Consider the following 18152-nt stretch of genomic DNA (forward strand, 5'->3'; position numbering starts at 1 on the left):
TCGTGACAGACATTCCTCCCCCGCAAGGGGGGAAGGACTTGGTCAGATCAGGCCGGCATGTGCCAGCGCCGCTTCTACTGCCGCACGCGAGCTTTCGGAGGGCCACGTCATCGGCAGGCGGATACCCTTGGGAAAATCGGCCCGTACGCGGGTCATGGCGTATTTCACCGGACCGGGCGATGCGTCGGTGAAGAGCGCGTCGTGCAGGGGGTAGAGCCTGTCCTGCAATGCCAATGCCTTCTTGAAATCTCCCGACTGACAGGCAACCTGAAACTCTGCGCACAGGCGGGGCGCGACGTTGGCGGAGACGGAGATGCAGCCCCTGCCCCCCATCGCGTTGAAGGCCAGCGCCATGTCGTCGTTGCCCGACAGCTGTATGAAGTCGGGGCCGCACGCCTCGCGGTGGGCGGAGACCCGCGCGATCGCCCCGCTGGCGTCCTTCACCGCGACGAATACCTTGGGAAAGGCATTGACGATCCGAGCCATCGTGGCGGGCTGGATATCGGTCACTGTGCGTGCCGGCACGTTGTAGAGGACGATCGGGAGTTCGGCGGTTTCCGCCAGTCGGGCGAAGTGCTGGTAGATGCCGTCCTGGCTCGGCCGATTATAATAGGGGGGGACCATCAGCGCGGCGTCGGCACCGGCGTCGCGGGCGCGGGCAATATTGGCGGCGGCGACGACCGTGTCGTTCGATCCTGCCCCGGCGATCACCGGCACGCGGCCCGCCGCCTGATCGACGCACACCCGGACGATGCCGAAATGCTCGTCGGCGGTGAGCGTCGCCGCTTCTCCGGTGGTGCCGCAGGGAACGAGCGCCGACGATCCTTCGGCAATCTGCCAGTCGACCAGCGCGCGGTAAGCAGCCTCGTCGAACATGCCGTCATCGGCGAATGGCGTGACGAGGGCGGGGATGGAACCTGAAAACATGAGGTAATTCGCGCTCCTGCTGCGCCGGGACGGGTTTTCGTTCAGGACAGATACGGGTGGAGGCCGTATGATGTCCACATGCACCCAGCCACGCTTCCGATCGGCCTCCTTCTCGCCACCTTCGCCAGCGTCACCGCGGCTCCCGTCCAGATGCAGGTTCAGCCCGTTCCGCAAGCCGCGGATCAGGATCAGCTGGACCGCTATCGTACGCAGATGGCGAACATGTCGCCGCGGGCGCCACAGAACCCCGCCGATGGCGCGATCGCCGCATCGATCGCGCAGTGGAAGGCGATCGGGCAGACCGATGCGCTGCCGTTCGACAGCTATGCCGGGTTCCTGATGGCGCATCCCGGCTGGCCGAGCGAAGCCGCCAACCGGCGCGCGGCGGAGCGGCAGGCGGCGAACGCTTCGCCGGCCAATGCCATCGCCTATTTCACCCGCTTCCCCCCGCTCGGCGGTGCCGGCCTGGTCGCGCAGGCGCGGGCGTTTCAGGCGGTCGGACGCATGCCGGAGGCGCAGGCCGCGGCGCGGGCTTCGTGGCGCAAGGGCGGGTTGTCGGCGAACGACGAGGCGACTGTGCTGAGCGGCTTTGCGGGCGCGCTGACCCCTGACGATCACGATGCGCGAATGGATGCGCTGCTCTGGCAGAGCGCGACCGGCGTCGCCGGGCGGCAGATCGCATACACCAGCCCCGCACGCCGTCCGATATTCGAGGCGCGGCTGGCGTTCCGGACCAACGCGGCGAACGCTGCCGACCTCGCGATGCGCACGCAGGATCAGTATGCTAATGATCCGGGCTATGTCGCCGATCGGGCGATATGGCTGCGGAATTCCGGCGCTTCGCCGACGGCGCGGTCGTGGCTGGCGCGGCCGCGGGCGCTCGCCAATCGACCCGGCGATGTCGAGAAATGGTATGAGGTGCTGCTGATCAATGCGCGCGGTGCGCAGGCGGACAGCCAGTATCAGGTCGCCTACGATATCGCGCGACAGGTCGACGACGCCTACCCCGCCGGCACCGACGTATCGACCAAGCCCTATGGCGAGCGCGACGATTACACGAGCCTCGTCTGGCTCGCCGGGCAGGTCGCGATGAAGCAGTTGGGTCGACCGGCGGACGCGATGGTGATGTTCGAGCGCTACGGCCGCGGCAGCCAAGCGCCGCAGACGCGGGCGAAGGGATTCTATTGGGCGGGCCGCGCGGCGGAGGCAGCGAACAAGTCGGCGGAGGCGGCGAATTACTACGCTCGCGCCGGGGGCTATCGCGACCAATTCTACGGTCAGCTGGCGCTGGAACGGACCGGCAAAGCGCTGGTGGCACCGCCGACGATCGGCGCGCCGGCGATCGCGCCTGCGGTGCGACAGGCGTTCGCCAACCGCGAGACGGTGCGGGCAGTACGGTTCCTGGGGCAGATCGGCAGCTGGCAGGACCAGACGGCCTTCGTCCGCCAGATCGCGGCGCAGGCGACGAGCGACACCGATCACCTGCTCGCCGCCGAACTGTCGCGCGAGATCAACCGGCCCGATCTGGGCGTGATGGTCGGCCGCAGCGCGATGCAGAATGGGCTGAGCGACTATTCTGCGGCGGGCTTTCCGACTGTGAGCGTGCCGGCCGGGTATGAGGACAATTGGACGCTGATCCACGCCATCGCGCGGCAGGAGAGCCAATTCGACAAGACCGCGGTCAGCCATGCCGGTGCGCGTGGGCTGATGCAGCTGATGCCTGCCACTGCGCGCGAACAATCGGGCAAGATTGGCATTTCCTACAATCCGTCGGCACTCACGAGCGATCCCAATTTGTCGATTATGCTGGGGTCGAGCTATTTTCAGCGGATCTTCGGCATCTATGGCAGTTATCCGCTGGCCATCGCTGCTTACAACGCCGGTGGTGGCAACGTGAACAAGTGGCTGCGCGCCAATGGCGATCCGCGCACTGGCGGGGTCGACATGGTCGACTGGATAGAGGCGATTCCCTATATGGAGACGCGAAACTACGTGCAGCGCGTGCTGGAAAATGCGGTGGTCTACGACCTCATCAATCCGGGCCGCGCGAAGAGCCGGGGGCCGGCGAACCTCAGCTGGTATCTGGGCAAGCGTCCGGGCTGATCGGTGGAACAACGGCCGAATTACATCACGCCGGCGGGTTATGCGACGCTGAGCGCCGAATACCAGCAGCTGTTCGGCACCGAGCGCCCGGCTCTGGTCGAAACGATCGCCTGGGCAGCGGGCAACGGCGACCGGTCCGAGAACGGCGACTATATCTACGGCCGCAAGCGATTGCGCGAGATCGACCGGCGACTGGGCTGGCTGTCCAGGCGAATGAAGGCGGCCAAAGTCGTCGATCCTGCAAAGTCACAGGACCGCAATCGGGTGTGGTTCGGCGCGACGGTGACGATCGCGGACGAGGACAACAACCAGCGCGTGCTGACTCTCGTCGGCGACGACGAGGCTGAGGCCGGTTCGGGTCGGATCGGATGGAATGCCCCGATCGCACGGGCATTGCGCGGGTCAACCGCGGGCGACCTGCGGCGGGTGGTACTGCCCGCGGGCGAGAAGGAATATGAGGTGATTGCCATAACTTACCCGGCGGAGTGAGGAACGCTGAGCCCCTCTGCCCGGTTATTGACGGCAGAAGGAGAGCGATCATGGCCGAGACTCCACGCACCGAGACTGCCCGCGACAACGACGACACCGATCTGATCGAGGGCATGATCCCGGCCGGCGATGCCGTGGCCGGATCGAGCGGCGGCAGGCTGGCGCAGGACGTCGGCAGCAAGGACGACCTGACTCGCTCAATCGACGATCCGGAAGCACACGAGCGGGTCACCAAACAGGACGACGTGAACCACGGTCAGGCACGTCCGGCGGATCGCGGGCCGAACCGCTGACGCAGAACGCTTAGCGGTTGACCGGATGCGCCCGGCCCGCGAGGTTCGCGCGCATGGAAGACAACAACCGCAACATCGCCCTGCTGATCGACGCCGACAATGCGTCGTGGCACGCGATCGATCCCGTCCTAACGGTGCTGGCAGAGCTTGGCACCGTCAACATTCGCCGGGTCTACGGCAATTGGTCGAAGCCTGCGCTGAAGGGCTGGCGAGACATGACGGTAAAGCACGGTATCGAGCCGCAGCAGCAGTTCGACCTGACCAAAGGCAAGAACGCCACCGACATGAAGATGACGATCGACGCGATGGACCTGCTGTTCCGCGGGCGGATCGGCGGTTTCGGCATCATGTCGTCGGACAGCGACTTCATGCCGCTGGCGATGCGGATCCGGCAGGATGGCATCCCGGTATACGGCTTCGGCAATGCCAAGACGCCCGAGGCGTTCAAGCATGCGTGCACCCGCTTCATCGATGTCGGCGCGCTGGTGAGCGAGGCGAAGGCGGAAATCGTGGTGGCTGCGCCTGCCAGACCGGCGAGCGTCGACGTGCCGATCGGCGATTCGCTGCCGCCGTCGATCGCCGTCGCCAAGACGAAGAAGCCGATCGATCCCGAGCTGATCGCCCTGCTGATCGATGCCTATCAATCGGTGAAGCGCGACGAGAAGGGCTATGTCAGCGTTTCCAAAATGGGCCAGCTAGCCGGCAACCGGTCGAGCTTCGACACCCGGAATTACGGTTATCAGCGGTTGTCGGACCTGATCCTTGCGGTGCCGAACTTCCAGTCCGAGCGGCGGCCCGACGGGGTGTACGTCAAGCGGGTGCGCTAGGCTGGTCTGTGGTGGCGTGATAGGGTGATCGCATGACGGAGATGAGTCCTTTGGTAACCGCTCCCGAGAGGGTCAAGTTGCGCGTCGAGGACTATCGGCGGCTGGATGAGGCTGGGGCGTTCAAGGCATATGGCAAGACCGAGTTGCTTGACGGCGATATTGTTTACATGAATGCGCAATATCGCCCCCACGCGCGTATTAAATCGCGGTTGCATGTGCGTATTTCGCAAGCGCTGTCCCGTATTGGAAGTTCGTTCGAGGCGCTGGTCGAGAGCTCGGTAGCGATGCCGCCCAACAACGTGCCCGAACCTGATATCGCCCTGACCGCCGAACCCGAGGGTGACGGTCTGATCCCCCTCGCCTCCCTCGCCATCGTGGTCGAGGTGGCGGATTCGACGCTGGAGAACGACCTCGGCCGCAAGCAGGCGATCTATGCCGAGGCTGCGGTGCCGGAATATTGGGTCGTGGATGTCCAAGGCGAGGTGATCCACCAACTATGGCAGCCTGCGGGCACCGCCTATACGGAAGGTCGGCAGATCACATTCGGCGATCCCATCACCTCCATGGCGATCCCCGGCCTGACCGTGGCAACCGACCGGCTGTAATCAGCCTGACCGCGGATCGGGCATCACCAGCAGGGCGCAGGTGCCGGGGGCGGCATCCTCATAGACCAGTTCGCCGCGCAGCTGGCGTGACAGACTGGCGATCATCCGCATACCAAGGCTCTGCCGCGACGCCGATTTAAGGTCGAAGCCTTCGGGCAGGCCGTGGCCATTGTCTCGAACCGTGAGGTGCAATTCCTGTGCCCTGTCGACGATCGCGACGTGGATCTCGCCGCCTTCGTCATAAGCGTATTTGATCGCGTTGGTGACCAGTTCCGTCACCAGCAAGCCGATCGGTATGGCCGAATCCGCACTGATGTGGATGCGTGCGACATCGCAGGCGATGGTGTGGAGCGGCGCCTGTTCGCGCAATTGTTCGACGATGCCGCCGATCAGATCGTCCAGAGCGACGATGCCGACCTGTTCACCACGCCACAAACGGTCGTGTGCCTGCGCTATTGCGGTGATCCGCGCCTGAGCATCGCCAAGCAGTCGGGTGATCCGTTCGTCGGGATCGGCCTGCATCTGGAGGTTGAGCAGACCCGATACCATCGCCAAGCTGTTCTTGACGCGGTGGCTCGCCTCGCGCGTCAGCAGCTCCTGATGCTCGAGCGCGTGGTTAAGCCGGCGCTCGGCCTCCTGTCGCTCGATCGCGACGCCGATCAAATTGGCAAACCCCTGCATGAAGGCGAGGTCGGATGCTTCGAACTTGCCCTCGTCCGGACTGTCGACCTCGAGCACGCCGAAGCGGCGGCCGCTCGCCTCCACCAGCACGTTGATCGCGCGGCGGATGTGGTGATCGGCCATGAACGAGGGGGTGCGGAAGCGCGTCTCGTTCTCGAGATGGTTCGAGATCACCGCCTCACCGGTGTGGTAGGCATAACCGGCGGGTGAACCGAGATCGGCGCGCATCTCGGTGCCACCGACCACGCCCTCGCGCCAGCCGACTCCGTTGCGGACGAGCAGCACGTTTTCATCGGCGCAATGTTCGAGGAATTTGCAATAGCGCGAGCGCATGCCCTCGGCGCACAGTTCGACTGCGCGCTGCAGCATCGGTTGCAGGTCGCGGGCGCGCAACGCCTCGATACCGAACTTCGCCAGCACCGATTGCTGTTGCAGCCGGTATTGCAGCTCACCGGCGCCCGGCGCTTGATCCCCGCCGGGTGATTCCTCGACCACCGCCAATCCTTCGCATCTCCTTGGACGGGCTGCTGCCCGATCGCCTCTCGCCCGACGCCAAGTACATCGGATGCGACCGTTTTCAACCCGGTTCGGGCTGGATCGTGGCTTATGAACGGGGCGGCGCGCCATCGCCGCCCCGCGTCGGGGTCAGCGCGTCAGCTTCTTGTAGGCCAGACGCGTAGGACGGTCGGCGGCGTCGCCCAGGCGGCGACGCTTGTCCTCTTCATAACTTTCGTAATTGCCTTCGAACCATTCGACGTGGCTGTCGCCTTCGAACGCCAGGATGTGGGTGGCCAGACGATCGAGGAAGAAGCGATCGTGGCTGATGACCACCGCGCAACCGGCGAAGGTCTCCAGCGCCTCCTCAAGTGCACGCAGCGTCTCGACGTCGAGGTCGTTGGTCGGTTCGTCGAGCAGCAGAACGTTGCCGCCCTCCTTCAGCATCTTGGCCATGTGGACGCGGTTGCGTTCACCGCCCGACAGCTGACCGACCTTCTTCTGCTGATCCTGCCCGCGGAAATTGAACGCGCCGACATAGGCGCGCGTCCCCATCTCCTGCTTGCCGAAGCGAAAGACCTCCAGCTCGTCGGAGATTTCCTGCCAGACGTTCTTGTTGGGATCGAGGTGATCGCGGCTCTGGTCGACATAGCCGAGCTTGACGGTCGACCCGACCTCGATCGTGCCGCTGTCGGGCTGTTCCTGCCCGGTGATGAGCTTGAACAGCGTCGACTTGCCGGCGCCGTTCGGGCCGATGACGCCGACGATGCCGCCCGGCGGCAGCGTGAAGTCGAGACCGTCGAACAGCAATTTGTCGCCATAGGACTTGGTCAGCCCCTTGGCTTCGATCACCTTGCCGCCGAGGCGCGAGGGCAGCTGGATCAGGATTGCGGCCTTGCCGGCGACGCGATTTTCCTGCTTCTCCATCAGCTCGTCGAACGCGCGAATACGCGCCTTCGACTTGGTCTGGCGGGCCTTGGGGGTCTGGCGCATCCATGCCAGCTCGTCGGCGATCGCCTTTTGCTTGCCGGCCTCTTCGCGCTCTTCCTGGCTGAGGCGCTGCGCCTTCTTTTCCAGATAGCCCGAATAGTTGCTTTCATAGGTGTAGTAACGGCCGCGATCGAGTTCGAGCACCCAGTTGACGACATTGTCGAGGAAGTAACGGTCGTGCGTCACGAGGATGACGTTTCCGGTATATTCCTTGAGGTAGTTTTCCAGCCACGACACGCTTTCGGCATCGAGGTGGTTGGTCGGTTCGTCGAGCAGCAGGATCTGCGGCTTTTCGAGCAGCAACTTGCACAAGGCGACGCGGCGCTTTTCACCGCCGGACAGGTTTTCGACCGAGGCATCGCCGGGCGGGCAGCGCAGGGCCTCCATCGCCTGTTCGAGCTGGCTGTCGAGCGACCAGCCATCGACCGCGTCGATCTTGGCCTGAAGGTCGCCCATCTCTTCCATCAGCGCGTCGAAATCGGTGTCGTCCTTGGGATCGCCCATCTCGGCCGAGATCGCGTTGAAGCGATCGACCAGGTCGGCGATTGGACGCACACCGTCCTTGACGTTGCCCATCACGTCCTTGCTCGGATCGAGCTGCGGTTCCTGCGCCAGATAGCCGACGTTGATGCCCTCGGCGGCCCAGGCCTCGCCGGTGAAGTCGGGGTCCATACCCGCCATGATCTTCATCAGGGTGGACTTGCCCGACCCGTTGGGGCCGATGATCGCGATCTTCGCCGACGGGATGAATTGCAGGTGGATGTTGTTGAGGACCGGCTTGGCGGCACCGGGGAAGGTCTTGCTCAGACCCTTCATGACGTAGGTATACTGGACGGCCATGGTCGGCACGCGCTCCTGATCGATACGGACGGAATTTCTGCCGTGCGCATGTAGCGAGCGCAGTGGCCGGGTGCAAATCCGCGGTGCTTGTGCTGGCCGCCCGCTTCGCTCACACCGTCGTCATCGAAGAATGACAAGGGGATTGACCGAATGACCCGCCTGACGCTTGCGCTGCTCGCCCTCGCCGCTTCTACCGCCCTGCCGGACACCCTGGCGGCGCAGCGCGTCGCACCGCCTGCGCCTGCGGCGGTCGATCCGAAGGTTGCAGCGCTGCGCGACGCTGCGTTGAAGGACGATGTCGCCTACGACATCGTCGAGGGGCTGACCACGGAAGTCGGCCAGCGGCTGGCGGCGACGGAGGCCGAAGCGCGGGCCCGGACGTGGAGCGTCGCCAAGCTGAAAGCGCTGGGATTCAAGAACGTGCATGTCGAGACGTACCAGATGCCGGTCTGGCTGCGCGGCGAGGAAACCGCGGAGGTGCTCGCACCCTTCCCGCAGCAGCTGAAGCTGGTGGCGCTGGGCAATTCGGGCGCCACTCCGGCGGCAGGTCTGACCGCACAGGTCGCGGTGTTCCGCACCTATGGCGAACTCGCCAACGCCACCCCCGCAAGTGTCCGCGGCAAGATCGTCTATATCGGCAATGCCATGCAGCCGACGCAGGACGGATCGAGCTATGGCGCATACGGCCCTGCCCGCTTCGTCGGGCCGGCGCTGGCGGCGAAGCTGGGCGCGGCGGCGGTCGTGATCAAGTCGATCGGCACGGACCATCATCGTAACCCGCACACCGGCGGCACCAACTTTCCCGCCGGCGTCGCACCGATCCCTGCTGCGGCCCTGTCGGTGCCGGACGCGGAGCTGATCGAGCGGATGGCGGAGCGCGGCAAGCCGATCACGCTGAAGCTCGTGCTGACGCCGCGCTTCGCAGGCACCGGCACATCGGGCAACGTCATCGCCGAGGTACCCGGGACCGATCCCGGGGCGGGAATCGTGCTGATCGGCGGGCATCTCGACAGCTGGGACCTCGGCACCGGTGCGATCGACGACGCATCGGGCGTCGGCATCACGGCAGCGGCCGCGAAGCGACTGCTCGACGGGCCACGCCCGCGCCGTACGATCCGCGTCGTCTGGTTCGGTGCCGAGGAGCCGGGCGGCTATGGCGGCAAGGAATATGCCCGCGTCCATGGCGGCGAGCGGCACGCCACCGCCGGCGAGAGCGACTTCGGCGCGGATCGCGTCTGGCGGTTCGAGGTCAATCTGCCCGAGAGCGCGAAGGCGGTGGCGGATCGGCTGCAGAGCGCGCTGGCGCCGCTGGGGATCAGTCGCGGATCGGGCGTTGGCGGGGATGGCACCGACGTCGGCCCGACGATGGCGCTCGGCGTGGCGGCGATCGACCTGAACCAGGACGGCACGCGCTATTTCGATACGCACCATACACCCGACGACACGCTCGACCGGATCGACCCCGAACAGCTGCGCCAGAACGTCGCTGCGTGGACCACGATGCTGGCGATCGTGGCCAATGCGCCGGAGGAGATCGGGCCGGTCACGCCGCGCAAATGACGGGGTGCAGCGGGCTCCGACTGGCGCACACCTTTCCCCCGGATGAATTTGGTGATTGACCGGGGGGAGTCGCGCGGTATTTGGGCTGTCTCGCGACGGCGATCGGGCCGGCCGCGATTTTTGCTTTGCTTGGGAGCATTCGAATGAAGAAGATCGCTTTCGTTCTCGCTGCCGCCGGCCTGATGTCCGTCGCTGCCTGCTCGAAGTCGCCTGAAGCTGCTGCCGTTGAGAACAACGCGGACATGCTGGCGGACAACATGGAAATGCAGGCGGACAACATGGACGCCATGGCTGACAACACCGCAAACGGTGCAGCTGAAGCCGTTCTCGAGAACGCGGCCGACAACATCAACTCGGCAGCGGACAACGTCCGTGATGCAGCCGAGGAGAAGGCCGACAACATGTAATCGCGCTGCGCCGGGTGATACCCGGTGCGCCGGTCATGCTGTTGCACGATCCGAAAAGGGGCGTTTTCCGCGAGGGAAGCGCCCCTTTTTCTGTGCAAGACGACCCGCACCGGCTTTTTCTTTGCGTACGGTTGCGCTAGCGAGCGCCTTGCGTGTGGGCCTGTAGCTCAATGGTTAGAGCTGGCCGCTCATAACGGCTAGGTTGCGGGTTCGAGTCCTGCCGGGCCCACCACGTACGCCTGCGTCGGCGGCTCGATGAGCATGGTCCGTTGGTGATGATATTCCATGCTGGGTCGTGATCGATGGCGGCGTGGACCGCGAAACCGTCGGCAATCGTATCCGCTTTCTGAGGTGATCTCGCGGGCGGTGCGCTATGCCGGGCGGAATCATCGCTGGCGGTCGACGAAGGTGACACATTGGGTTGCCAGTAAGCGCTCGTCGGATTAGGAGCGGGTTGTTCGCACCCGATGAGCTCTGCGGAGCACTTATGGGTCGCCGGGCATGTCGGGGAGTGGCGCAGGCTGGTAGCGCACCTGGTTTGGGACCAGGGGGTCGCAGGTTCGAATCCTGTCTCCCCGACCATTTTATCTATCACATAGAACTTCCATGCAGTTTACGCCGCTCGGCAAGTGAGTTTTATCCACTGCGTCTGATGATGGCGACGTCGACGGGTCGTCCTCTTCGCTCGATCATCAACGGCTAATACCGTCGATACCGCCCAAGCTTATCCCATGAAAGCGATGCTGCGTATCGGAGAAGGCATCTTAGCTGGGCCTAGGCGCTGCCCACGATTGTCCGCCGGGCTTCCTGATAGGCTTCCGACAGATAATCTATCGCCTGCGCGACGCTGCCAGTCGTGACGGACGCCAGAATCAACAAGGGGAGCCGAAGCCCCCCTTGTCTAACCTGAATGATGTCCGACGAGCGTCTTGGGAACTCCGCCGGATATCGGCAGGTCTTAGTTGCTGTCGCTGTCGCTGTCGTCGGCGACGACCACGATGCCCACAACGACCGCAGCCGCCGCGATCAGCGCGATGATCAGACCGCCACCGGCGAGCTCGTTGCTCTTCTTCGAAACCGAACCGGTGCGAACCGACTTGGAAACCGACAGGCTCGCGGCGGGATTCGACGGAGCAGCCGCGGCGGGTGCCACGGCAAGGGCGGCTGCAGCTGCAGCCATCAGATACTTGGCAACCATAATGGTCCCCCCTCTCATATGGTGAGCGGCACCCATGGTCACATTCGTCGAGAAACGCAATAGAGTTTTTCGAATTCCGCAGAAGTATCTGTTTAATCGAAAGACCTTTTACATAAGACACTCCGCGTCATCTTGGCTCAGTGAAGATATCGAGTCGGATGGTTTTGCAAACGCAGGGATCGACGGCCGTATGACCGGGATCGTGCATGGTCGACAGGGAATGTCACACCGTTGTCATACGTATCTCGAATCGCGAATGTTGAAGAACGCGATAAAGCTAGCTGGAGCACACCAGATCGTCGAAGCAATCGATCAGTTCACTCAAGCCGATCGGGCGTACGTCCAGTCCCGCGAGTAATGACAACATGCGGTCCCACCAGACCCAGAAGTGCTTCAGATCATCCGGATCGCGTACATAAGGCGTATGGCCCGGATCCAGCGATGGCGAGTGGAAGGAAAAACTGAGCAAGCTCTGTCGCTCCTCAAGTACCGCAACCTTGACGGCGTCCAGAGCGGCTTCGATTGGCATATCCTCAGGTGTGAGCGCCACGCGTTGCAAAAGACCGGATCGGGCGCCGATGCCCCGTGCATGAGGTACATGCCCGAGCAGTGGATACAGCGGCTCGCCCCAGCGACGGAGCCTGCCGGTGAAGACCGTCGTCAACGGGACTTCGAGCAGCGTGCCGAGCCGGTATGACGCGTTGCCGATCGCGCTGAAGTCCGGCCCGCCATCGAAGCGGTAATCGTATCGGGCGCGGACGGACGTTTCCACCCGGTAGCCCCGGTTCGCGAGCAATGCGGCCGTATGGCGGCCGATCCCGTACCGGCCGGCCCGATACGCCTGCGGCCGGTGCCCGAACGCGCGATGCAGCGCATTGGTCAGCGTGTCGAGCTTGGCGGCCTCCAGATCTTGGGGAAGGTTTCCCGCGTAGCTGTCGCCCGGCTGCGGCCCGGTGAATGGCGGCGTGACCCAAGGGTGCAGTTGGGCGCCGATCGAGGATCGACCGTCGGCGAGGACGCCGCGCAGGATATCGATTGCAGCCGGATCGACGGCCACCGGGTGGTCGACCATGCACGCCAGTGCCACGCCGTGATCGACAAAGCGGGCGTGGGCGGAGGGCAGCGCCCGCATCGCTTGTACCGAACGGTTGGCGGCGCTTAACGGCGCAGACCAGTCGAATTCCTCTTCGACATCGACGAAGACGATGAAGCGGGTGCCAAAGTCGTCGGGCCAGCATATCCGGTCTTCCAACGCGGGCGCCGGCATCCGGTATGGGGCAGCGGCGCCGGTGGCCACGGTCAGGGGATCGCCCGCTCCGCTATGACGTCAGCAGCGGCGGGTAACCGCAAAGTCAGCAGGTGGTCGCCGAAGATCAGCTCGCCACCCAGCTCGATCGCCAGATTACGGGCAAGACGCAACGCGAACCCGGTACCGAGGAGAGGTGCGCCCTCCCCCTCCGTGCCGACCCCGTCTCCGTCGATACTGAGCAGCACGTCTTCCCCGCCAGTGCCGAGCGATACCGGCCGAGCGAAGCAGATCGCCACCTGCCCCGCCGGTGCCGGTGCCTCGGCGATGTCGATGCGCTCGCCGGATGCGGCCGCGGCCGTGAGTGCGGCAAGCAACCGCGACAACAGGCGTTCCATGTTGCGATCATCGGTCAGCGCCGCATGATCGCCCATCGGATGAACGTCGATAGCCGTGCCCCGCAACGTAGCGAGCGGTGCCAGATCGCGCGCGATCCTGTGCAGCATCGGTTCGATTGCGACCGGCCCCGGCCGAAGTTCGAGCGCCTTTCCCTCGATGCGGGCCGCCGTGTCGAGGTCCTCTATCGCGCCCAGCAAGCTGGCCGCCTGGCTGCGGATCGTCATCGCATGATCCCGATAGACGGGGGACACCGGCCCCAGCAGCTGTGCCTCGATCAGCTCGGCGAAACCGGCGATCGCATTGGTCGGCGTCCGAAGTTCATGCACGAGTTGCCGCAGCGAATCGGACGCTGCCTTGCCGGGCACCTGTGCTGCCTCTTCGTCGCTGCGCGGCCGACGGGCGATCGCCGCATAACCGGTGAACCGCCCGGTGGCGGCATCGAACTGCGGCGTACCGGCAACGCGCCACGACCCTGCGGCATCGGATCGTCCACCGACGTCCAGCCGCGCGCCGGCGAACCGCTGACGCTGACGCAGCGCACCGTTCATCACGGCATCCACCTTCACTTCACCCTGTGCAGCGCCGGACGCGAGAGACGCCCCGACCAGCGCACTTCGCGATACGCCCTCGACCGCGCAGATGATGCCCTGCCCGTCGGTGTCGAAGCGGAAGCAGGTCACCGGCTGATGCGGCTGCCTGGGATCCGGCGCGGCAAAGGCGGGCTCGCGCTGCCGTTGGAATGCGTCGATCCGTGCAACGAGATCGGCGATGTAAAAGCCACCCGCAGGCGTGGGTCGTAATTCGGGTGGTGAAGGCGGCGCTTCGATATCCACGATCGGATCGTCTTGCACGCTCGATACAACCGCCGGCGCCACGTCGGATTCCGCGACCGGACTGGCATCGACCGGGTCGTTGCCGTCATCCGGCGCGGTAACCGACACGTCCTGGTCGAGGTCGTTGGCGACGATCGGCGCGTCATAAGGCAGTATGAAATCGGCAGGTCCGAAGCTTTCCAGCCCCCGTGCCACCTCTGCCGGCAGATCGCGGCGATGGCGAAGCAGCGCGCGTCCTTGCGGATTCAGGCGAGGCAACAGGGAAACCCAGTCGGCCCCGGCCAGCTCCGCCGTCCGCAAGACGGGTGCCGCGACTGCAAGTTCGTCTTCTGCAAAAAGGCCGACGAGCGCCGCGGGTGGGGTAGCGAACGCCAGAGTCCGGGCGCTGGCGGCGCGAACGCCGAGCGGCACCGCCTGCCGCAACAGGCGCAGGCGAGCCAAGGCCGGTTCGTCCACCGCAATGCGGCCACGCCCCATCAGATCGACGAGCTGCCGCCACGCGGATTGCGCACCGAAGCCAGTCTCCATATCGGCAGAGAGCACTGTCTTGAGGCTGTCGTCGAAACGCACATCAACTCCCGGGAACCGCTCACCCGAAGGATGCGCGCGCCTATTTCTTAACGAGCCTGAGTCGCGGGGGGAACAGGTGATTTCGCGTCGTCGCATAGTGGGACAATTGCGTTGCGCCGCAATTTTCTTATGATTAGGGGAAGCCGCCGCGCGAGTTCGGCCTGTTTCCGGAGAGTAATACGCAATGTCCTTCGATCGGATCGATCGTCAGATTCTCGCCCACCTGCAACAGGACGGCAGGATGACCAATGTCGAGCTGGCCGAACGCGTCGGGCTGACTGCCCCGCCCTGCCTGCGCCGCGTCCGTGCGCTGGAAGAGGCAGGCGTCATCCGCGGCTATCACGCCGATCTTGATCCCGCCAGTCTGGGTTTCCCGATCACCGTCTTTGCGATGGTGTCGTTGCGCAGCCAGGCGGAGCACGATCTGGCCGCGTTCGAGGCGCATGTCGCCGATATCCCCGAAATACGGGAATGCCACATGCTCAACGGGGAAATCGATTTCATCCTGAAGATCGTCGCGAGCGACCTGAAGAGCTTTCAGGAAATCCTCACCACGCATCTGACGCCTGCCCCGAACGTGGCCAGCGTCAAGACATCGCTGACGATCCGTACCGCCAAGTCGACGTCGGGTATCCCGGTCACCATCGACTAACCCCCAAAAGGAAGGGGCGGACCGTCGCCGGACCGCCCCTTCTTATCAGCGGGTCTTGGATCAGGCCGCCGGAGCCGCCGCCGCCGCGGGTCCCGAACCAACCTGGGTCCACGTGGTCCATAGTGCGGCGATCCCGGCGCGCGGATTGCCGGTGACCGCACCGAATGCGGCCTGCGCCCCGGCCTTGTCGCCCGAACGTGCCAGCGCGATGCCGAGGCGGGTGTTCACCTCGTTCGCGTCGACGCCGCCCTTGCTGAGCGCGGCGCGGTACATCTCGACAGCCTTGGCGTAGTTGCTCTGGCCGAGATAGGCATCGCCGGTCGAAGACGCGATCTTGCCGTCTTTCGCGGCCAGCGCCTGCTTCTCGCTACCCGCCAGCGATCCTTCGCTCTTGATCGCCGTGTTAGCCGCCGTCAGCAGGCTCTTCGAAAAGCTGCTGCTCGCCGGGATCTTGCCGGATGCCATACCTTCCTTGAGCACCGCCGCCGCCTCGTAAGGATTGCCGCGATCGAAGACGTTCTTGGCGTATTCCTCATACATCGACTGGTCGGGCATCGCGCCCGCCGCACGCAGCAGGCGGAAGAGATCGACGTTCTGCGCCTTGTCCGGCATCGCGAGGCTGTTCTGCGCAAAGGCATATTGCAGGACCACGTCACGCCAGACCTTGGCGTTCGGATAGGCGGTGACGTATTTCTGCATCCATGCCAGCGTCTCCGGCGCCATCTTCTTGCCGTTGGCGGTTGCGATGCCGAAGCGATAATAGGCTTCGGGCACGGTCTGGCCGGCAGCCTTTTGCGCAGTCACGTAGCGATCGAGATCGGCAAGACCGCCGGCAACGTCACCTGCCTGTACCTTCACCTTGGCGAGTTGCAGATCGAAATCGCCGCTGGTGTAGCCGGCCTGCTTGGCCTGCGTGAAATATTGCGACGCCACCGGATATTGCTGGCTGTTGTAGGCGAGTTGACCGCGGCGGAAGAGGTACTTGCCGCGGTCGGCCGCCGGCGTGCTCTTGGCAGCGAGCAACGCGTCCAGCGGCTTTGCGAGGACGGTCTCGTCGAGCGGCGCCTTGGGGTTGGCGGCCTGCGCCAGCGCGAGCTTCGTATTCTCCAGATCGTAGCGCAGAGCGGCGGCGATGTACTTGTCGTCATCCGTCGTCGCGGCGGTTTCGATCTGTGCGACGATCGGCTCGGCAACCGCCGGGTTACGGGCCTTGATTGCTTCCTGCGCCTGGAACGCGACGGCCTGGACGGGCTTGCTGAGCTTGAAGCCGGGTGCCGCCTGTTCTTCCTTCTTGTCCTTGGCAGCCGCGGGCGCGACGATCGCCAGACCGCTCACGCCGGTGGCAAGTACCGCGGCCAGCGCGAGCTTCGACAGGGTCTTCATGCTAACTCTCTCTCCGACAAGTTGGGGGCATCGCTGCCGCTAACGTTCGCGGCGCTCTAACGGTCCGTCGCGGGCCGTTCAAGCAAAGCCATGACGCATCCGTTTGCCGTAGACCCGCTGAACGGTGATTGAACGCAGGGTCCGGCGCGGCTACCGGCACATGCGATGATCGCCGTCCTTTCCCCCGCCAAGACGCTCGACTATGAGTCTCCTTTGCCGGCGCTCACGCCGACCACGCCACGCTTCGCCACGGAGGCGACGACGCTTGCCGCGGCGGCATCGCACCTGACGCAGAAGAGGCTGTCGGAACTGATGCACATCTCGCCGGCGCTGGCGAAGCTGAATGCCGACCGCTTCCGCAATTTCGCCGATGCACCGGAGCGCCCGGCGATGTTCGCCTTCGACGGCGACGTCTACACCGGGCTGGATGCCAGGACGCTGGAGGACGAGGCGATCGCGTTCGCGCAGGATCATCTGCGCTTGCTGTCCGGTCTATATGGCCTGCTGCGGCCGCTGGACCTGATGCGTCCGTATCGTCTGGAGATGGGAACGCGGTGGGGGCCGCGCGTCAAGAAACTGACCGACTGGTGGGGGGATCGTATCGCGACGCTACTGGCTGCGGACGTAGCGCAGGATGGCAGCGACGTGGTGCTGAACCTGGCCAGTCAGGAATATTGGGCGGCGGTGGCGGCGCGATTGCCCGGCAGCGTACGCGTGGTCGCGGTCGATTTTCGCGACGGCGACCGCTTCGTGAGTTTCCACGCCAAGAAGGCACGCGGGTTGATGGCGCGCTGGATGATCGAACATCGCATCACCGATATCGACGCGATGCGGGGGTTCGACAGCGCCGGCTATGCATTCGATGCGAACGAGAGCACGGACGATCAATGGCGGTTCGCGCGATGAGCGCGGGCATGACGAGCGCCGTGGTAATCGGCAGTTCCGGCGGGATCGGCGCGGCGCTGGCCGACGCGATCGCCGACGAGGACGCGTTCGGCGTCGTCCACCGGCTGTCGCGATCGGGCGACGACCGGATCGACATCGCGAACGAGGTCAGCATCGCGGCCGCCGCCGCGCGGATTGCCGCCGGCCCGCCGCCGTCGCTGGTGATCGTCGCGACCGGCCTGCTTCACGACAACGCGCATGCTCCCGAGAAAAGCTATCGCGAGTTCGACCCCGCGTGGCTGGCGACTACGATGGCGGTCAACGCCATCGGGCCGGCGCTGGTGGCCAAGCATCTGTTGCCGCTCATGCCGAAGCAGGGCCGCAGCGTGTTCGCGTTCCTGTCCGCACGGATCGGCAGCATCTCCGACAATCGGCTGGGCGGATGGTACGGTTATCGCATGGCCAAGGCGGCGCTCAACCAGCTCGTGCGGACGCTGAGCATCGAGGAAAAGCGGCGCAACGATCGTTCGATCATCGTCGGGCTGCATCCGGGGACGGTCGATACGGCATTGTCCAAACCGTTTCAGGGCAACGTGCGTCCGGGTACGCTGTTCACGCCCGAGCGCGCGGCGTCGCAGCTGCTCGACGTGATAGACGGCCTGAAGGCGCCCGACAGCGGCAAGCTGTTCGACTTCGAGGGCAAGGAAGTCGCACCCTGAGACCGGCTGCGGAGGCGGCTCGCCAGACGCGGTCGAAAAGCCCTCGCGTA

Annotated in this window: 17 protein-coding genes and 2 tRNA genes; 12 read left to right on the forward strand and 7 right to left on the reverse strand. The window is 64.8% G+C overall.

The features are described 5' to 3' along the window. Window positions 1-42: 42 nt before the first annotated feature. Entirely contained in the window at window positions 43-927 is an 885-nt protein-coding gene (dapA, locus tag NF699_03370; GenBank protein ID USU05754.1) for a 4-hydroxy-tetrahydrodipicolinate synthase, read from the reverse strand. A 78-nt stretch (window positions 928-1005) separates the two neighbouring features. Between dapA and NF699_03375 the strand changes: the two genes are divergently transcribed. The 5 genes from NF699_03375 to NF699_03395 are packed head-to-tail and all read left to right on the forward strand — an operon-like array spanning window position 1006 to window position 5244. After that, on the forward strand, window positions 1006-3030 hold the full coding sequence (locus NF699_03375; GenBank protein ID USU05755.1) for a lytic transglycosylase domain-containing protein: 2025 nt from the start codon (window positions 1006-1008) through the stop codon (window positions 3028-3030). 3 nt (window positions 3031-3033) lie between these two features. Further along, complete coding sequence (gene greB, locus NF699_03380) at window positions 3034-3519, forward strand: transcription elongation factor GreB (protein USU05756.1); 486 nt, start codon at window positions 3034-3036, stop codon at window positions 3517-3519. 50 nt (window positions 3520-3569) lie between these two features. Beyond that, window positions 3570-3812 carry a hypothetical protein gene (locus NF699_03385; GenBank protein USU05757.1) on the forward strand — a complete coding sequence of 81 codons (243 nt, stop codon included), beginning with the start codon at window positions 3570-3572 and terminating at the stop codon, window positions 3810-3812. A 53-nt stretch (window positions 3813-3865) separates the two neighbouring features. Further along, complete coding sequence (locus NF699_03390) at window positions 3866-4639, forward strand: NYN domain-containing protein (GenBank protein ID USU05758.1); 774 nt, start codon at window positions 3866-3868, stop codon at window positions 4637-4639. 32 nt (window positions 4640-4671) lie between these two features. Next, on the forward strand, window positions 4672-5244 hold the full coding sequence (locus NF699_03395) for a Uma2 family endonuclease (protein ID USU05759.1): 573 nt from the start codon (window positions 4672-4674) through the stop codon (window positions 5242-5244). Here NF699_03395 and NF699_03400 read toward each other — a convergent pair whose 3' ends face one another. Together NF699_03400 and ettA are read right to left on the reverse strand one after the other, a co-directional pair. Beyond that, the gene (locus tag NF699_03400) at window positions 5245-6420 is read right to left on the reverse strand and encodes a GAF domain-containing protein (GenBank protein USU05760.1); all 1176 of its coding nucleotides are present in this window, start codon (window positions 6418-6420) and stop codon (window positions 5245-5247) included. 150 nt (window positions 6421-6570) lie between these two features. Next, entirely contained in the window at window positions 6571-8250 is a 1680-nt protein-coding gene (gene ettA, locus NF699_03405; protein ID USU06975.1) for an energy-dependent translational throttle protein EttA, read from the reverse strand. A gap of 150 nt (window positions 8251-8400) precedes the next feature. Here ettA and NF699_03410 point away from each other — a divergent pair, with 150 nt between their 5' ends. From NF699_03410 to NF699_03425, 4 genes are all read left to right on the forward strand, one after another. Next, entirely contained in the window at window positions 8401-9810 is a 1410-nt protein-coding gene (locus tag NF699_03410; GenBank protein USU05761.1) for a M28 family peptidase, read from the forward strand. 143 nt (window positions 9811-9953) lie between these two features. Further along, a complete protein-coding gene (locus NF699_03415) occupies window positions 9954-10217 on the forward strand; it encodes a hypothetical protein (GenBank protein USU05762.1) in 264 nt (87 codons plus the stop codon). 156 nt (window positions 10218-10373) lie between these two features. Then, a tRNA-Ile gene (locus NF699_03420) sits at window positions 10374-10449 on the forward strand. Window positions 10450-10722: 273 nt separating this feature from the next. After that, window positions 10723-10799, forward strand: a tRNA-Pro gene (locus tag NF699_03425). Between the two features lie 376 nt (window positions 10800-11175). Here NF699_03425 and NF699_03430 read toward each other — a convergent pair. From NF699_03430 to NF699_03440, 3 genes are all read right to left on the reverse strand, one after another. Then, complete coding sequence (locus NF699_03430; GenBank protein USU05763.1) at window positions 11176-11397, reverse strand: hypothetical protein; 222 nt, start codon at window positions 11395-11397, stop codon at window positions 11176-11178. A 295-nt stretch (window positions 11398-11692) separates the two neighbouring features. Continuing rightward, entirely contained in the window at window positions 11693-12712 is a 1020-nt protein-coding gene (locus NF699_03435; GenBank protein ID USU05764.1) for a WalW protein, read from the reverse strand. A 2-nt stretch (window positions 12713-12714) separates the two neighbouring features. Continuing rightward, entirely contained in the window at window positions 12715-14463 is a 1749-nt protein-coding gene (locus NF699_03440; protein USU05765.1) for a HAMP domain-containing histidine kinase, read from the reverse strand. 184 nt (window positions 14464-14647) lie between these two features. Here NF699_03440 and NF699_03445 point away from each other — a divergent pair, with 184 nt between their 5' ends. Next, window positions 14648-15115, forward strand: coding sequence for an Lrp/AsnC family transcriptional regulator (locus NF699_03445; protein USU05766.1), 468 nt, complete (start codon window positions 14648-14650; stop codon window positions 15113-15115). A gap of 60 nt (window positions 15116-15175) precedes the next feature. On the opposite strand, the gene NF699_03450 is transcribed toward NF699_03445, so the two are convergent. Continuing rightward, entirely contained in the window at window positions 15176-16498 is a 1323-nt protein-coding gene (locus NF699_03450; protein USU05767.1) for a hypothetical protein, read from the reverse strand. Window positions 16499-16663: 165 nt separating this feature from the next. On the opposite strand from NF699_03450, the gene yaaA reads away from it, so the two are divergent. After that, a complete protein-coding gene (gene yaaA / locus NF699_03455; GenBank protein USU05768.1) occupies window positions 16664-17404 on the forward strand; it encodes a peroxide stress protein YaaA in 741 nt (246 codons plus the stop codon). Continuing rightward, on the forward strand, window positions 17401-18102 hold the full coding sequence (locus NF699_03460; GenBank protein USU06976.1) for an SDR family oxidoreductase: 702 nt from the start codon (window positions 17401-17403) through the stop codon (window positions 18100-18102). The genes yaaA and NF699_03460 overlap by 4 nt, the downstream gene beginning before the upstream one ends. Window positions 18103-18152 lie beyond the last annotated feature (50 nt).

Source organism: Sphingomonadaceae bacterium OTU29LAMAA1, from assembly GCA_024072375.1.
In the GTDB taxonomy this organism is placed as follows: domain Bacteria; phylum Pseudomonadota; class Alphaproteobacteria; order Sphingomonadales; family Sphingomonadaceae; genus Sphingomonas.

Coding starts and splice junctions, on each gene's coding strand:
- dapA (USU05754.1), bottom strand. CDS start 927: ATGTTTTCAGGTTCCATCCCCGCCCTCGTCACGCCATTCGCCGATGAC.
- NF699_03375 (USU05755.1), top strand. CDS start 1,006: ATGCACCCAGCCACGCTTCCGATCGGCCTCCTTCTCGCCACCTTCGCC.
- NF699_03385 (USU05757.1), top strand. CDS start 3,570: ATGGCCGAGACTCCACGCACCGAGACTGCCCGCGACAACGACGACACC.
- NF699_03390 (USU05758.1), top strand. CDS start 3,866: ATGGAAGACAACAACCGCAACATCGCCCTGCTGATCGACGCCGACAAT.
- NF699_03395 (USU05759.1), top strand. CDS start 4,672: ATGACGGAGATGAGTCCTTTGGTAACCGCTCCCGAGAGGGTCAAGTTG.
- ettA (USU06975.1), bottom strand. CDS start 8,250: ATGGCCGTCCAGTATACCTACGTCATGAAGGGTCTGAGCAAGACCTTC.
- NF699_03410 (USU05761.1), top strand. CDS start 8,401: ATGACCCGCCTGACGCTTGCGCTGCTCGCCCTCGCCGCTTCTACCGCC.
- NF699_03415 (USU05762.1), top strand. CDS start 9,954: ATGAAGAAGATCGCTTTCGTTCTCGCTGCCGCCGGCCTGATGTCCGTC.
- NF699_03430 (USU05763.1), bottom strand. CDS start 11,397: ATGGCTGCAGCTGCAGCCGCCCTTGCCGTGGCACCCGCCGCGGCTGCT.
- NF699_03445 (USU05766.1), top strand. CDS start 14,648: ATGTCCTTCGATCGGATCGATCGTCAGATTCTCGCCCACCTGCAACAG.
- NF699_03450 (USU05767.1), bottom strand. CDS start 16,498: ATGAAGACCCTGTCGAAGCTCGCGCTGGCCGCGGTACTTGCCACCGGC.
- yaaA (USU05768.1), top strand. CDS start 16,664: ATGATCGCCGTCCTTTCCCCCGCCAAGACGCTCGACTATGAGTCTCCT.
- NF699_03460 (USU06976.1), top strand. CDS start 17,401: ATGAGCGCGGGCATGACGAGCGCCGTGGTAATCGGCAGTTCCGGCGGG.